Raw genomic sequence first — 15,082 nt, forward strand, 5'->3', positions numbered from 1 at the left:
GTGACATAAAGCAAAGTGTCAGTCGGCGGGGAAACTGCTGGGATAATAGCCCAATGGAACGCTTCTTCCGCAGTCTGAAAACAGAATGGGTGCCAGCGAATGGTTACGTCGACAAGGACGAGGCCCGGCAGCAAATTAATGATTACATATTGAACTACTACAACAGTATCAGACCTCACCATTATAACGGTGGGTTGACTCCGGAAGAGTCCGAGAACAGGTACCATTTTTACTGTAAAACCGTGGCCAGTATTACTTGACCACTACAGAATGATGAGAGTAAGGAAAATCAGTTGCCACCTTCACCTGCGGAAAAAATCAGTCCGGAGATGGCGGAGAAGCTTGCCCTGCTTGAAAAACTGGGCATCACGCTGGATGACCTGGAAAAACTCTTCAAATCCCGCTGAACAGAAACTGTAGTCAGATAAGAGAGACTCTTTACTGACTACAGTTTATATTAACAGGTGCAGTGAGTGATGTGCTCACTGTAGTTTATATTCAGTTTCCTGCTGCACTGTCTGTGGCTGAGCTGCCATCTGCCTGTTCCTTACATAAAACACGGCTTACTCACTACAGTTTATCTACCTGCTATAGCTTATGTTATACCTGTTCTGCTTACCTCCGCTTATATAAGGAAGAGCGTATGCTGTCACTTCAGGGGAGGCAGTGTACGCAGGATCTCTGCAGCATCGCGCCCGTCACCTGTGAAAGGCACTGCCAGCGTGGCAGCCATATCCAGCGCAAAAACTCTGGTATAAATCTCCATAGAACGTGGATCCCTGTGACCAGCCAGTGCCTGAATGACTTTCCGGGGCTGGCGGTGATAAAGCATGTGCATGATATAGCTGTGCCGGAAGGTGTGTGGTGTGACCGGAATCGAAAAGTGTACCCCGTCAGCTTCGGCCCGTCTGGCAGCCTGCTTCAGCCAGTTGCGCATGGTTTCGTCGGTCACGGCCCATAATGGTTCACGACGACGGGGCCGGGTGGTGATCATCCAGCTTTCCATCTGCCTGACATAGCTTATATCTGTCAGCGGAACCAGGCGGACCTCATCTTTTGGCGGGCGTCCGCGTCGCGCACGCACTTTTTCGGACAGGATCCGCACAAACGGTCTTACACCATCCAGATCAAATGATTCCGGCGTCAGCATCCGGGCTTCGCCAATACGCATTCCGGTATTCCAGAGGGTGGCGAACAGCATATGGTGACGCTGATCCGGCATATAGAAGAGAAGGGCACTCACTTCCGGGGCCAGCAGGTAGGCCGGTGTGGCCCCCGTGGAAGTGGCCATTCTTCTCAGGGAGAGCGCTGTTGCAAAATCCACCCCCGGCGCAATGGGTAACAGGGAGACGCGTTCTGGTGAATTCTGCAGGGGAATGACATTGTTCATGAGTTATTTTTCACGTAGCACACGCACTGTTTATGGATACAGGTATTCTGACCTGAACGCCCGGATCCTTCCACGACAATAAATCGCAGCGCGCGGATCCTTTTGTTTGATTATCACGCATTATTGCGGGTAAAACCAAATACATAAAGGCGCATTTTGCCGTTAGGATCCCGTCTTAAGCCAGTCATGGTACGGGCTGAGGGCTGGTTTACCGTTTTTGGGAGAATTGGGAGAATTGGGAGAATTGGGAGAATTGGGAGAATTGGGAGAATTGGGAGAATTGGGAGAATTGGGAGAATTGGGAGAATTGGGAGAATTGGGAGAATTGGGGTAATGCCAGGACTGAGAACACAGAGAAAAAGAGATGAAAACGGAAGGTGCACCACGTGAATTCTGGCCTGCTTTCTCCTGTAACCCTGTCATTTTTAATGAAGCGTAATATGATTTGTTACTGCCAGTCATTAATGTCTTGATCTGCAATTGAAGAAATTAATTTACGTATTAATTATGATAGATTTTCATTTCGAGAAAAATACTAAAATTCTTATGTACGAAACATTAGAAGGAGCATCAATATGCTGAGAAGGAAAGACCGTTATCTGGCTAACATCTATTAACAGCTGTTTGCGAATAGGCGATTTCCTGTCTTTAGTTAAGTTGGGGAAGTGCCACTTTTATTTAGAGTGAGTCCAACATCATCAGTTTGTCAACGAAGGAGAGCGCTATTCCAACTATGCTTCGCATGGACAATAATCCAAAACAGGGCGCTTTTATCTCCGGCAGTGGTGTCCTTTCTGTCTGGTTACGCCATAACCTTGAGAATTTCAAAAAACGACTGAAAGCACTGGAAGAAAAAGTCGCCCGTGATGGCATTGAGCTAACTGACAGCCAGATCGCAGCACTGGAGCGTAAAGCCAGTGATGACGAGGCCTGTGGCGAAATCGAAACGGCTCATCCGGGATATCTGGGGTCGCAGGACACGTTCTATGTAGGCAACCAGAAAGGTGTCGGGCGTATTTATCAGCAGACGTTCATCAATAGGAATTAAAACCCCCAAAAGATTAAAAAACACCACAAAACGGATATTTCTTCAACACTCCTTATGCACCATATGAACGGAAACGACTATTAAACAGGATAACACTGATTGATAAAGGGTATGAATGGTGGTTTTTTGCTCCGTTCCCCGTAAAATGGACGCAACTCCCCCTCTGCGGCTCTCAGCCGCAACACTGCATTCGGGCCAGCGGCTCATGCATCATAACCAGCTCTGCCAGACAGTATCCCCGCTTCAGCCCCGTAAACCGCATCTGACTTCCGCACAGGATGCATTTCAGCGGGTCAATCTTCAGTAACCGCTGATACATCCCTCTCCACCTGATTTGCATCGCCGTTTTTCTCACTTGCTTCGTTGTGGGGAAGGTTTTCGTTTACGGGGTTTGGCTGAACGGGCCATATAACCACCTGAAAGACAATGATATTGCCTGTTTTTATAACGGTAATCTCAGACCATGACAAGCCGCAGCCGCCAGGCTGCCTACTCGACATTTTTGGTTATCAGTTTTCACCACGTTATGCAAAATTTAAGAAAATATTTAATGAATTATTTGATGTTATACTGGAGAGTGATAAACTCATTATAAAACTAAAAAAACAATTTAACTTTAAGCTCATTGAACATGAATGAGAAAACATCCAACATATTATTTGTTCTTTAAGCAGAAAAACAACCATTCAAAGTACGGTTGTTAAGAAGTTATCTAATACAGAGCGTAGCAACAAGACATTAGCAGCTCTTCGGGAGTATGACCGAGTTATAAAATGCATATATGTCCTAGATTATGCTGACAATAAAACCTTAAGGCAATTTGTGCAACAAGCACTGAACAGAGGTGAAGCTTATCATCAACTAAGAAGAGCAATAGCATCAGTAAATGGAAATCAATTTAGTTATTGGCACTGGTGGAGCTATTATGGCAAATTATCAGAAAATACTTCGAAACAGAACGTTATAATAATTCATACGCCACAACTAAAAATTCAGCATATTTGCCAAGCTTAACAAACAAATTAAAAAATAAGTTAAATAAGTTTTTTAGACGGTGATCTAATTCTATTGATAAAAATGTACACACAGTTAAACCCGTTTTCATTGTTAACTGTGTACACAGATTTATCTTTTATTTTGGGATACTCTTGCAGTCTGGTATCAAGGGGAAGCCAGTTAGATGTGTAATGTCTTGTTTTAATATCTGAATGTGTATCTTATCTTTATGTTATTACCGTTTTTATTTTTTCCAGCTTCTTCACATGCATTTGATGCGATTGATGGCGACAAGGAGAAATTGGTAGTGTTGCTGGAGGTGCTATCACTCCCATATTCTTTACTGTCTATAAGAATTTTAGTTTTTCCCGCCATTATTGTACCCATGTTTAATGTTGCATATGATATGCATGAGGAGACGCTTTGGACTTGCGTCTCAAGAGAATATGTGTTACTCACAGAACTTTTATCATTTACCCAAAATTGAACCCATTGTCCTGATGGGGTGGTAAACATCTTTGCATTTCCTGGTCCTATCATTGTCGGAATGCCAGAAATAGCAGAAATCGCCTCAACTACTTTATCATTATCCGGATTAGAGCTAATCCCTTTTAAGGATGCAGTGCTGTTGGTATAAAGTTTATTTACTGATGCTGCTATTGTTTGTATTTGTTTAATCCCTTCTTCTAATTTTCGGTTTTCCTGGGCTTGATTATAATAGTACAAAACACCAGAAACAACGACCGCACTGATAGCCAGGACCATTGCCGATTCAATCAGACTTAAACCTTTTTGTGATACGGTGAGATTTTTATATTTCATTTGCGGCTAACCTAACCTAACCTAACCTAACCTAACCTAACCTAACCTAACCTAACCTAACCTAACCTAACCTAACCTAACCTAACCTAACCTAACCTAACCTAACCTAACCTAACCTAACCTAACCTAACCTAACCTAACCTAACCTAACCTAACCTAACCTAACCTAACCTAACCTAACCTAACCTAACCTAACCTAACCTAACCTAACCTAACCTAACCTAACCTAACCTAACCTAACCTAACCTAACCTAACCTAACCTAACCTAACCTAACCTAACCTAACCTAACCTAACCTAACCTAACCTATTATGCGATATATCCTTCCATGAAAAGGATATAAATTTATCAATTTACTGTTTGTTAACGTACAGGAAATTGAAAAACTAAGCGATACCTCAGTCCGCGCCTTATGCCATATGCAACTCTTCGGTTTTCATGTCACCCTGGTATGTTTCTCTCTTCGCGTGATCGATTTTTATACCGTAACAGGCTGTTTTTTATACCCCCGTTACTTTATTCGTACCCCTTATAATGGGGTGTTAGCCAGCCAGACTCGGCATGATTACTGCCCCCAGTCGTCCATGATCCGGGGGGCGCTGGTAACCGCTAATAGGGGTCAGGTGGCACTTTTGCCGGGACCGTCTGTAACGTGGATGCCGGTACCTGCTCCCCGAGGTTATCAGGTTAACTCATATACAAGGGAGACAGAATGACCGAATCCAGCGATTACGAATCCGTCCAAGTCTTTATCCACGAAGGGCCAGAACCAAAGGTAAGGTGGAACGGATGGTGAAATACCTCAAGGAAAACTTCTTCGTCCGGTACCGCCGGTTCGTGATTTTCTTTTGCATGATTGTAGTAATACAAAATACCTGAAGTAATAGTGGCACTTATAGCTAAAACCATTGCCGATTCAATCAGACTTAAATCTTTGTGCAATGCAACTAATTTCTTTGTATATTTCATCTTTATGCTCTATGTGGTTTATCCTTGCAAGGAAAGGATAAAAAAACATGGCAAATTTTCCATAAGGACGTGAAAAGCCAATTCGAGTTTGTGATTCTCAAAGCTAGTTACATTGCTATATTGTATTAATAGTTAAGATCTCAAAATTATCAAAGCATGATTTAGATGCAATTATATTGTAATCATGAGTAAGTTTAAGTATTTCATTATTGATAGAAATGATTTGTTCAAATGTACGAATCATATTCTCGATATCAAGAATATTTATGACATTACAAGAAAATGTATCTGGTGGACAATGTTTAACAAAAAGCCCTCCCAAAAGATGGGCTCGCTTAATATAAGCTTTTTCGATAGATTTGATAGTTAACTCACATTGTTCTTTTTTAGCACTTTTCGACGCCAAAATAACCTCTGCTTAGATGTTTTTATGATCCCATTTTTAAAGAATGTTTATTATAAACTTTCTTTACTTTTTCTATATATCTGTACTTATATTTTGGCGTTGCAGAATGATATCTACCGACACCTTCCCAAACATCCCCCTTCTCTTTTCGTATAGAATGCGCAAGTATCCATGAACCTATATATAAATTGAAACACCCATTATCTTTTAGGGCATTATACGCTTTATCATGTTGGTTATTAAAAAAAGTTTTACTGATAAGTGGTAACCATGCACCAGTATTGATCTGCATGATTCCTAAATCATGAGTTCCATTTTTATTTACGGAGACAGCGCCCGGCCTACCTCCTTCAACTGAAATAACTGCCGCAAGTAACTCTGGTTTCAGACTATTTGCAATAGTAGCGTTAACAAAACAGGTATGTAAGTTATTTATATCACTCGCAATAAGCATATGAAAAATCCAGCAGATAAAGCAGGCCCCATTGGAACAAAAACAGTCCCCTTAAATCGATAGGGAATCGAATATAATAAAAATATAACTGATGAGGTTAGCAAGAAAATCATTACCTCATCAACTCCCAACCATGCACCTGCAGCGCAGGATAGAGCAATATCACCACCTGCCACTACGTCATCTTTTTTCATATGACTTACAATTTTCATTGACAGATACATGATAAAAAATCCTGTACAGGCACCAAGAATCTTTGATTCTGGTTCAGCAAAATAAGAAAAGACAAGCCCTGACCAGAATAGTGGAATGGTTACACAAGCTGGCAACCATTGCTCACGAATATCGATAAAACTAAGAAAAAACAAGCATAGAAATATACTGCATAAAATTAGTGATGTCTGAAAATCTTGTATTTTCCAGAAAATAATCACACAAGTTAATGAACAACATAGCTCTGATAGTGGATAGACTATCGGTATCTTTACATTACAGTTTAAACATTTTCCCTTGCAAAGAAGATATCCGATAATGGGAATCAGTCCCCACCATCTGATCTTTGTATTACATTCATTGCAATGAGAAGGAGGACTGTAAATCGTTAGATTTTCATCTGACTCTTCCCTCCACTTAAGTTGATGTGGTAGTCGATCTACAGCAAGACAAAGAAAGCTTGTAATAACTGATGCATAGAAAAAAACAAAAAACAGCATCATCCATTGTGGAATATGTTCAATCATATCTATTTAACTAAGCTGTTTCCTCTGGACAGAAGAATTTTCTGTGTTTCAATTTCGTTGTTTAACAATTCGAGCTTACCACTTCTTATCTTAGAAGGTATTGATGGTGTCCCATCATTGCACAAAATATTGCATGTAAGTTTTCTCTTACCATTATCGATAAAGTGCAACTCCTGATGTATAACACACAATAAACCATCAGCAATAATGCTACGTACCAGGTCCATCTCTCCTTCAGCTGATGCAATTTGCTGTAGAGCATAGAGAGAGCCCTGTACAGAACTACCATGAATGGTCGATACAACCAGATGTCCATTCACAGCAGCACGAATTGCTTCTTTTGCTGTTTTTGGACTACGAATCTCACCCAAGAAAATGTATCTTGGATTATAACGCATCGCTGAAATCATCGCTTGCTCATAGCCACCGACATCTCTTGCATCCAGTTGATACCAGATACCTTTCGCGTCAGCGCCGTAACTTCCTTGTGCTGGTAGTTCTGGTGGGTCCTCAATAGAAATCAGAATATCACCATATTGTGTTAAAAATTCAGTTAATAAAGAGTATATCGTTGTTGATTTACCTGATCCCGTAGCGCCACCGACCAGGATAAGCCCCTTCATTTTACCCAGTGATTTGAGTGTTGACAGAACGCCAGCAGAGAAACCAAGCTGATCAAGTGCTGGTACAGGTATCTTTAGTTTTCTTAAAAAATAACCAGTTCCACCAACTGTATTAATTACGGTAACACGATATGGAGTTCCAAAATGAGAGTAGAAAAACTCCTTTCCTTTAGATTGACTGAGCACTTTAATGTTGCTTTTTATTTGTTTTATTTCATCATCATAATAACTGTCGACATTAACAATAGGATTATTCTGCCCTTCAAGATAGCGAAATACTGATTTTTCTTCAGTTAACAGAAGGTCTGCGAAAGTTAACTTATTAATACTATCCATAATAATACCTTTTAAAATTGTGCTGCATCACTGATCTGCTGTTGCAATGCGAACATACCTGAGACAATCCACATGAATATGATCCCCATGACAACAATAGCAACATTTTTAAATATAGACATCTGATTGTGTATAAACTCAACACTGTCATCCTGCCATTGTACTGATAATTTATGCAGTATGTCATCAAATCCACCGAGAGCAGCATAAGAGCGCAAGTCCATAATCATTTGCTTTGAAGGAAACATATATTGTGTTGAATAAAGAGCCTCACCCAGATTAATATCGCCATTTAACAATCTGAATCTAATCGCCGACAGGCGTTCCTTATACCATGGATTGGCTGTACGCATTATTATACGTATGGCTTCTGGTGCTGGTACGCCTGATTGCATTAATGCAGAAAGGGATAACAGAAAACCACACCCAAAAACTGTTTTATATATTGACCACGGAGGAAAAGAGTCAAAGTGTTTTCTTATCTTTCCTCTCCAGTATGGCATCGATATAATCACGGCCAGTATTATAAAGACAGATAATACCATAATTGCCAACAGATAATTTTGTACAAAAACAGCAAGGTAATACATCATCTTACCAGCGCCTTGCCATTCCTCAACAGGTAAAATACCTGCGAATGCAGGAACAACTTGTGTACCGAAAATATATAGGTAGAGGCAAGTTGTAAGAACCAGGACTACAGGGTAAATGATGCCAGCCAGTGCACTTTTAACCTTTTTCTTTGTGTCATTTATATAAATGATGTCGTCAAAAGATTTGCTTAAATTACCTGATATTTCCCCCGCAGAAATAATCGAAAGTTCATCTGCAGGTACCCATCCTTTCATCGCATCAGCCAGGCTGGTACCATTTCTTATTGCATTTAACCATGTCAAAAGGACTATTGCCTCAGTAGTTTTTTTCTTTTTCCCATCATCAGTAGAAAACTTGTACAATTCACCCAGTGCAAAGGATACAGGAACACCATTACCTAAATAGCGAGACAATTTTGAAAAAATTCTCATCCTGGTTTTGGAATTAAATTGTATCTTTGTAAAAGATTGTTCTATTTGTGCCAATTTTCCCATTTCATATTACCTACCAAGAGAAAATAAAAACCTTTTCCTTTCCTGAGTTATATCAGTCATTCCAGCTATTCGGTCCATTGCGTCTGCAGCCGTGATATCACCATACAATACTTTTATCCAGGCATGTTCTTTCATGGATAAACCTTTCAGATCGTTAAGCCAGTATGAAATAGCCTCCTGACGTTTACCTTCCGCGATAAGTTTTAACAGATAGCTGTCCGGCTCAATCACTTCAGCAATAATTGTTCTTCCTTTATATCCTGATTTACATGAAGAACACCCGCGGGTGTTGGCAAACCTGACTTTATCTCCATATCCTTCAATAACTATTTTTTCATCTTCGGAAAGAATTCCGCCAGACTCAAGATAGTCGACAAGCGATAAACTACATTCTGAACATAGCTTTTTTACAAGGCGCTGGGCAATCAGACCTGTTATTAACTCAGGGTCAGTCAACTTAAAATTATCCACACCTTGATCTTTAAGACGATCAAAAATTGCAATCGCATTATTTGCATGCAATGAAGTCCACACCTGGTGTCCGGTCATCGCTGCAGTGAATAAAAGATTAATGACTTCTGCATCCCTCGCTTCACCAGGCATAATAATATCAGGATCAGATCGCAATGCTGCTGTTATAGCTTTACGGTATTCTTCACCCCTCTGTTGTTCAGTCTCAACATTAGTAACAGGAAGTTGTGCAGTTCCTTCAATTTCATATTCTGGAGGATCTTCGATACTAATTATATTTACTTTTTGTCTTCTTTCAACATAAAGAAGTTCTAACAGATTTTTCAGTGTTGTGGATTTCCCAGAACCAGTCGGTCCAGAAACTATATTTATACCTATTGGTAATCGCCTCATCCGGGCAAAAGATTTTGCGTGTACAGAATGAAATCCTATATTAACGGGATCTATTGTTTTCTTATCGCTCATTTTCTCCGCATATAAGAATCGGGCGATCATATATCTTCCCCCTTGACCAAGGGGGTTAAATTGTAGACGTATAGCCTGTATTTTTTCAGGCATGTAAAATCTTGTTTTGGACGCAACAATCCTTGCAGCCTGATACATATTTATTTTATAAGTAGCATCAGCATCAGAGGCATTATTATATAAAGATGCCAGTATTGAATGAGCAAGTTCGGCTTCTATCTGCCGTAATAATTGCATATCTCCATCTTTGCGAATATGAATATCAGCTTCCAAATCATATACCTTTATATGTAGATCGCTGATATTCAGTTCACAACATTCAGAGATAAGATTAGATACAACTTGTTCAATTGGCATTAAATCTCGTTGTTGCTTTGTTTCTACTTTTGCTGATTGCTCATACAATAACCTGATATCTTTCAGACTGATTTCAAATATTCTTATATTTGAAATCCCTTTTCGCAACGAAACCTCATATAGCATATGTAATGTTCTCGTACGCGAAAACTCTGAGGAAACAAGAAAATCTCCATTTGAAAATATTAGAAAATGTTTCCTTTGCTCATCTGTGAGTTCAATATCACCACCTTTGGATGTAACAATCCTTGTTACATTACGTCTGAATCTCTCCAGATCTGATGGCGAAGCAGGTACAGGTAAATGCATAACTTATCCTTTTGATAAGAGGAAAACTGTATCTTCCTCCATGGAGGAAAGATCCTGTATTTTTATATTATCTTTATTGATTTTTATTACTTTATATTTTTCAGATAAAACATCACCTTCATTTACATTCTTAAGCCCATTCTCATAGATTTTTGCTCTTAAGCTACCTGCGCCAGAAGACATAATTGCAACTAATTTCACACCTTCTGGTATGAAAGAGTTTACTCCCAGAGACTTTTCTAACGTTCTGTTCTCAATTCTTAGTTTCAACATGAGATTTTCACGTTGAAGTCTCTGGTATTCCATTAGTTCATCTTTATATTTTTCTATATTTATCTCATTGAGAATATCATTTTTTTTCTGTTCTTCTTTATTTACTTCTGTATGCAATGATGCTGTTGCTTCGTTTGCAAAAGAAACATTAGAGAAAATAAACAATGAGATGACAAAATATTTTAGCATGGTGTTACATACTCCCCCAGAATTTACCATCAATTTTCCACTCTCCAGATACATGATCATATTCAATTTTTGAAATAATCAGACTACTGATCTGTTTTAGTATAGGAATTATAAGTAATGGATTAGACAAATTGATCTTAAAGTTAACACTATAAATATCACCTCTGTCACCAGATATTACGGGTTGCCCAATATCCACAGGAAAGAAGCTTTCTTCAAATGAATCTTCAATATATTTCTTTATATCATTAACATTCAACAACATACCATCTTTCATTTTTTCTACAGGATACTTTTCAGTATGTAACCTCCATGAGAATACAGCCTCATCTTTTGATATATTGCTGATGTCAGGATATTCATGTGCGGAAAAAAATTCATTAGCAAATGATAGCCACAAACTAAGACCATCGTTTCTCTTGACTGTATAGGAAATATTTCCCTCATTGCAGATCGCAACTGATTCTGGCATCCATCCAGGTACAGAAGCAGCGGCAACCCGTTTTTCCGTAACAGCATTCATACAGCTTAACATCAGAGATAATGGTTTACTCACTCCAGACCATGGAGTATCCAGAGATTCCAGCTTTTTCTCCAGTACAGGCACCTCGTTAACAGTTATTTCACTTTCTTTATATTCAAGATACCATGAAATACCTGTGTAAAGTAGAAAGAATATGATAGTAACACATAAACCTATCATTAACACAGGAATTAAACTACTTAATCCCGTTTCTTTTATTTTAATTCCCTTCTGATTTATCAGGCTGCCAAGTTCAACAGCCTCCCCTAAACCAGAATCTGCATCACTGTAGATCTGATCCCAGTCAGAATGATACGCAACAAAATTAACAAAGTAGTTTCTTGCTTCTTCCTTTATCGGAAAGGCCTTATCGAAAAGAACCAGTCCTGATTTATTAACACCTAAAACAACCCAGATATTGTCATCTGTGGGTAAGAATAAACAATATGACTGCCCATCAAATCCAATAGCAGAGGCAAGAGAAATCATGCCTCTTTTATGTCCTAATGATTTATCTGCAAGAGCAAACTGTTTAACGCCATTGTTTATTAACTCTACGTATAAATTAGTATTAACGAGAGCCATGTTTTTTTTCAGCTCAAGAGATGCTTCACTACCAGAGAAAGAATCCCCCCATAATAAATTTACAGCATAGACATTACCATCAATGTCTACTGTTCCCGGTATATTCGTCTTTCCCTCTGTCATTGCCCGGCCTTAACGTCAATAATTCTTGGGGTGATGGAAATAATTTTTATCTCTCGACTGTCTTTACCATTTCGTGAACCACCCAGTAATTTAAAGCCTGGTTTTCCTAATCCAGAATCCGAGACTTCATTGCGTTTCTGCTCATAGCCAGCCAGAATCAAGGTATTGCCATTCTTAAGAAGGCTTGACTGAACAAATGTCGTTGAATCCACGTTTGGTAGCTGAATTATTGTTCCATTAACTGTAGCCTGATCAAAACCATCATTACTTCCTACAAGAGAGGAAATAGTGATCCCATATTGCAACAGAATATTTCCATCTTCACCAACTGATGGTAACAGGTTCATCAGAAAACCCGTAGTTACAGATGACGTTGACGCACTGGAAGTCGTCGATGTTTGTCCCATTACTGTTCCAATCTGAGAAACATACGTTCTGTCATTACCAACTTTTAAAGGTACAGGTTGACCGGACATTGTTGTCACCGCAGCAGATGTAACAACGCTTACCTTACCTGAAGTGGCCAACAGGTTTAGTAATACCTGATTGTTTGAATTACCATTTCCGTTCAGGAATCCAGTTATTGTCGGGGTTCCACTTGCAGCAGGGAAATTCGACGTAATAGAACCCAGAACTCCACCATTTCTGGTTAACAATGCCTGCAGAGACATTGACAGATTGCTTACATCAGATGTAGATACAGAGTATACAGCAACATCAATAGTAACCTGACGTTCTAATTGTTTATTCAGCTTTTGAATATACTCACTAACGCGCTTCATATTCTGCGCAGAAGTTCGAACGATTACAGATGATGTACTGGTAGAAAGTGTATATGTACCTTCATCACCAAGAATCAATTTGATTGATTCTTCAATATCTTTCCAGACATCAAGAGATACACTTACATCCAATTGTGAGTCGCTACTGGAGCTACTGCTTCCGGAACCGGAACCGGAACCGGAACCGGAACTATCAGAACTGATCGTATTTTTTGTTGTGTAGACACTGGGTAATACACTAATACTGAAACTTTTCGTTTCTTCTGTCGAAAAAACAAGACGACCATGTTCATAAGTCCAGAACAAATCATAGTTCAATGCAATTTTATCCAAAAATGCGGATAAAGGACCTGTATAATCAATATCCATCTGCATATTTCCTGTAGATGAATTCACGATCAAATTCAGAATATTTGTCCCTGAGCGCTCAGCTGTATCTCCTGTAGCTTTGTTAAGATTATCAGAGATAACATTTGCGTTCGTCGCGGTACCCACATTCGAACGTTTGAAATTCTTTTCTACAGGAATTTTCGTCGCATCCTGAATAAGAGCGATAATATTATCCAACCCCATAGGAATATTTGTTCTGAGAGTCACACCATTTGAAGATTCAAACCTTCCAGGTAAAGGGTCGCCATGAAAAGTCTGTACTTCTTTATGACCGAGATATATACCTTTATTTCTATTAACAAGATCTGTATTTTTAAAAAGAGAAATATTTCTGGATTTTTTCATCTGTAATGCTGAATCATCCAGAATCTGATTAACATCTTTCAAACTCTTATTATAGATGTCTGTACCTGAACACGCCGTTAGCGCCGGTAGCATGAGATATAATCCGATACGCCGCATAAAAAATTATATTCCAGAATCTGATTTAACTAAAATAACTCTATTACCATCAAAAATGTGAACAAAAACCTTAGGCTGAACATTTCCCATTGAAACCAAAAGGTTTTTAATAGCATCATCAATGTTCATGTTTTTGAATTCGGCAGAAGCATTAATTACATAATTACTTTTTGCTTCCCATACCACTTCCCAGCCATTAGATACTGCCCAGTCAGATAGTATACCATACAGAGTTTGGCCTTTTTTTACACTCCAGTTGTTCTTCAAACCGCTCTTAACCTGTTCTGACTTCAACATGCCGTCTTGAGATGAATTATGAGGAGTCAATGTCTGATACGCCTGCACATTACAAGTTATAGCGAATAAAGAAAATATCAACAGACCATATTTTAGTTTATTATGCACTATATATCCTCTCATCCACCTTCCATCTTGTAATAAGATGAAAGGTGGATTTTTTTATTTCATAAAATAAGCTACTTTGTTTTCATTGCCATCAGCACAGCCATCACTACCTGCGGCTTCTGATGGAGTAATAGCGGTTTTTTTCTTTTTACTTCCCCAAGCGTCAGTAAAGCCATTTGTATTACCAACGTTGTCAAGGCCAATACCATATCCGGCAGCTGATGTACCTAAATTTAAAGTTGCAAGGCTAATACAAGCTGATTTTGGTAGCTTGGTAAGCTCAATATAATACCCAAAAGCCGTATTACTATTATTAGCCGGCCCCACATTTAAATCACCACCAAATGGATTTGAAATACCAGTTCCCTTCTTGTAATTATCAGGTATCGCAGAGGAATTTTTAAGAACGTCTGCAGTCAATCCGAGATAACTACTTTGCCCAATATATAGGCCATTAATTGCTGAAGTTGCACTCATTACTTCAGAAATAGCTGATTGTGTTTTATTTGAGTCTGATGCTGACTGATAGTAAAACATAACACCGGCAGTAACTGTAGCTGCCAGAGCCAAAACCATTGCTGATTCAATCAACGATAACCCTTTTTCTTCTTTTTTATTGTTGATTCTCATATGCTTAAAATTTAGGTGCATAACCCAGAACTCCTGATTGTTTAGATTAAACGAAATAAATAACGAAATAAATAATACACGCCTAGCGATACAACTATGTTATCAAAAAAAAAAAAAAAAACACACAAGAGAGGTAAAATGTTATTTTTATATCCACCAGTCAACTCTGTTCGACACATTTGTGCAGGATTTCTTATATACGTCATTCTTAATTGACTTGATAATTTATTAGTTTGCCGCCATCTT

Annotated in this window: 14 protein-coding genes and 5 pseudogenes; 4 read left to right on the top strand and 15 right to left on the bottom strand. The window is 39.0% G+C overall.

Features of this window, described 5'->3' with window-relative positions:
• Both EA14781_RS06890 and EA14781_RS06895 read left to right on the top strand, forming a co-directional pair.
• The coding region (locus EA14781_RS06890; protein ID WP_042335475.1) for an integrase core domain-containing protein at positions 1-260 on the top strand (260 nt) is incomplete at its 5' end.
• Positions 261-269: 9 nt separating this feature from the next.
• Positions 270-407: pseudogene (locus EA14781_RS06895) on the top strand (protein RepA); the annotation flags it as partial.
• A gap of 242 nt (positions 408-649) precedes the next feature.
• Here EA14781_RS06895 and EA14781_RS06900 read toward each other — a convergent pair.
• Positions 650-1,390, bottom strand: a complete 741-nt coding sequence (locus tag EA14781_RS06900; RefSeq protein ID WP_001066936.1) for a tyrosine-type recombinase/integrase — start codon at positions 1,388-1,390, stop codon at positions 650-652.
• A gap of 162 nt (positions 1,391-1,552) precedes the next feature.
• Positions 1,553-1,627, bottom strand: a pseudogene (locus tag EA14781_RS25380) (serine/threonine protein kinase); the annotation flags it as partial.
• A gap of 520 nt (positions 1,628-2,147) precedes the next feature.
• On the opposite strand from EA14781_RS25380, the pseudogene EA14781_RS06910 reads away from it, so the two are divergent.
• Positions 2,148-2,429, top strand: a pseudogene (locus EA14781_RS06910) (IS481 family transposase); the annotation flags it as partial.
• 181 nt (positions 2,430-2,610) lie between these two features.
• Here the strand turns inward: EA14781_RS06910 and EA14781_RS06915 are convergent.
• Positions 2,611-2,802, bottom strand: a pseudogene (locus EA14781_RS06915) (IS91 family transposase); the annotation flags it as partial.
• A gap of 125 nt (positions 2,803-2,927) precedes the next feature.
• Here EA14781_RS06915 and EA14781_RS26150 point away from each other — a divergent pair.
• A pseudogene (locus EA14781_RS26150) lies at positions 2,928-3,338 on the top strand (Tn3 family transposase); the annotation flags it as partial.
• Between the two features lie 297 nt (positions 3,339-3,635).
• Here the strand turns inward: EA14781_RS26150 and EA14781_RS06925 are convergent.
• The 12 genes from EA14781_RS06925 to EA14781_RS06980 all read right to left on the bottom strand — a co-directional run bounded on the left by EA14781_RS06925 (position 3,636) and on the right by EA14781_RS06980 (position 14,857).
• On the bottom strand, positions 3,636-4,256 hold the full coding sequence (locus EA14781_RS06925) for a prepilin-type N-terminal cleavage/methylation domain-containing protein (RefSeq protein ID WP_002460910.1): 621 nt from the start codon (positions 4,254-4,256) through the stop codon (positions 3,636-3,638).
• 729 nt (positions 4,257-4,985) lie between these two features.
• A complete protein-coding gene (locus tag EA14781_RS25175; protein WP_000877929.1) occupies positions 4,986-5,225 on the bottom strand; it encodes a hypothetical protein in 240 nt (79 codons plus the stop codon).
• Positions 5,226-5,653: 428 nt separating this feature from the next.
• Positions 5,654-6,085, bottom strand: coding sequence for a lytic transglycosylase domain-containing protein (locus EA14781_RS06940; protein WP_000903813.1), 432 nt, complete (start codon positions 6,083-6,085; stop codon positions 5,654-5,656).
• Positions 6,064-6,825: a prepilin peptidase gene (locus EA14781_RS22865; RefSeq protein WP_000569540.1), complete on the bottom strand. Its 762-nt coding sequence runs from the start codon at positions 6,823-6,825 to the stop codon at positions 6,064-6,066. The genes EA14781_RS06940 and EA14781_RS22865 overlap by 22 nt, the downstream gene beginning before the upstream one ends.
• A gap of 2 nt (positions 6,826-6,827) precedes the next feature.
• The gene (locus tag EA14781_RS06945) at positions 6,828-7,784 is read right to left on the bottom strand and encodes an ATPase, T2SS/T4P/T4SS family (protein WP_000377351.1); all 957 of its coding nucleotides are present in this window, start codon (positions 7,782-7,784) and stop codon (positions 6,828-6,830) included.
• 11 nt (positions 7,785-7,795) lie between these two features.
• Positions 7,796-8,872 (bottom strand): type II secretion system F family protein, encoded by a 1,077-nt coding sequence (locus tag EA14781_RS06950; protein WP_000517006.1) that lies wholly within the window; start codon positions 8,870-8,872, stop codon positions 7,796-7,798.
• Between the two features lie 6 nt (positions 8,873-8,878).
• Positions 8,879-10,474 carry a GspE/PulE family protein gene (locus EA14781_RS06955; RefSeq protein WP_000550607.1) on the bottom strand — a complete coding sequence of 532 codons (1,596 nt, stop codon included), beginning with the start codon at positions 10,472-10,474 and terminating at the stop codon, positions 8,879-8,881.
• A 3-nt stretch (positions 10,475-10,477) separates the two neighbouring features.
• Positions 10,478-10,966: a hypothetical protein gene (locus EA14781_RS06960; RefSeq protein WP_000248231.1), complete on the bottom strand. Its 489-nt coding sequence runs from the start codon at positions 10,964-10,966 to the stop codon at positions 10,478-10,480.
• Positions 10,941-12,167: a type 4b pilus protein PilO2 gene (locus EA14781_RS06965; RefSeq protein WP_000134689.1), complete on the bottom strand. Its 1,227-nt coding sequence runs from the start codon at positions 12,165-12,167 to the stop codon at positions 10,941-10,943. Before EA14781_RS06965 ends, EA14781_RS06960 begins: the two co-directional genes overlap by 26 nt.
• A complete protein-coding gene (locus EA14781_RS06970; RefSeq protein WP_001252694.1) occupies positions 12,164-13,801 on the bottom strand; it encodes a secretin GspD/PilQ domain-containing protein in 1,638 nt (545 codons plus the stop codon). The genes EA14781_RS06965 and EA14781_RS06970 overlap by 4 nt, the downstream gene beginning before the upstream one ends.
• Positions 13,802-13,807: 6 nt before the next feature.
• A complete protein-coding gene (locus EA14781_RS25970) occupies positions 13,808-14,206 on the bottom strand; it encodes a TcpQ domain-containing protein (RefSeq protein WP_274541326.1) in 399 nt (132 codons plus the stop codon).
• 54 nt (positions 14,207-14,260) lie between these two features.
• Complete coding sequence (locus tag EA14781_RS06980) at positions 14,261-14,857, bottom strand: type 4 pilus major pilin (RefSeq protein ID WP_000550485.1); 597 nt, start codon at positions 14,855-14,857, stop codon at positions 14,261-14,263.
• Between the last annotated feature and the right edge of the window lie 225 nt (positions 14,858-15,082).

It is taken from the genome of Escherichia albertii NBRC 107761 = DSM 17582 (genome assembly GCF_000759775.1).
GTDB classification, from domain to species: Bacteria; Pseudomonadota; Gammaproteobacteria; order Enterobacterales; family Enterobacteriaceae; genus Escherichia; species Escherichia albertii.

Coding starts and splice junctions, on each gene's coding strand:
- EA14781_RS06900 (WP_001066936.1), bottom strand. CDS start 1,390: ATGAACAATGTCATTCCCCTGCAGAATTCACCAGAACGCGTCTCCCTG.
- EA14781_RS06970 (WP_001252694.1), bottom strand. CDS start 13,801: ATGCGGCGTATCGGATTATATCTCATGCTACCGGCGCTAACGGCGTGT.
- EA14781_RS06965 (WP_000134689.1), bottom strand. CDS start 12,167: ATGACAGAGGGAAAGACGAATATACCGGGAACAGTAGACATTGATGGT.
- EA14781_RS06940 (WP_000903813.1), bottom strand. CDS start 6,085: ATGCTTATTGCGAGTGATATAAATAACTTACATACCTGTTTTGTTAAC.
- EA14781_RS06960 (WP_000248231.1), bottom strand. CDS start 10,966: ATGGTAAATTCTGGGGGAGTATGTAACACCATGCTAAAATATTTTGTC.
- EA14781_RS06955 (WP_000550607.1), bottom strand. CDS start 10,474: ATGCATTTACCTGTACCTGCTTCGCCATCAGATCTGGAGAGATTCAGA.
- EA14781_RS22865 (WP_000569540.1), bottom strand. CDS start 6,825: ATGATTGAACATATTCCACAATGGATGATGCTGTTTTTTGTTTTTTTC.
- EA14781_RS25175 (WP_000877929.1), bottom strand. CDS start 5,225: ATGAAATATACAAAGAAATTAGTTGCATTGCACAAAGATTTAAGTCTG.
- EA14781_RS06980 (WP_000550485.1), bottom strand. CDS start 14,857: ATGCACCTAAATTTTAAGCATATGAGAATCAACAATAAAAAAGAAGAA.
- EA14781_RS06945 (WP_000377351.1), bottom strand. CDS start 7,784: ATGGATAGTATTAATAAGTTAACTTTCGCAGACCTTCTGTTAACTGAA.
- EA14781_RS06925 (WP_002460910.1), bottom strand. CDS start 4,256: ATGAAATATAAAAATCTCACCGTATCACAAAAAGGTTTAAGTCTGATT.
- EA14781_RS06950 (WP_000517006.1), bottom strand. CDS start 8,872: ATGGGAAAATTGGCACAAATAGAACAATCTTTTACAAAGATACAATTT.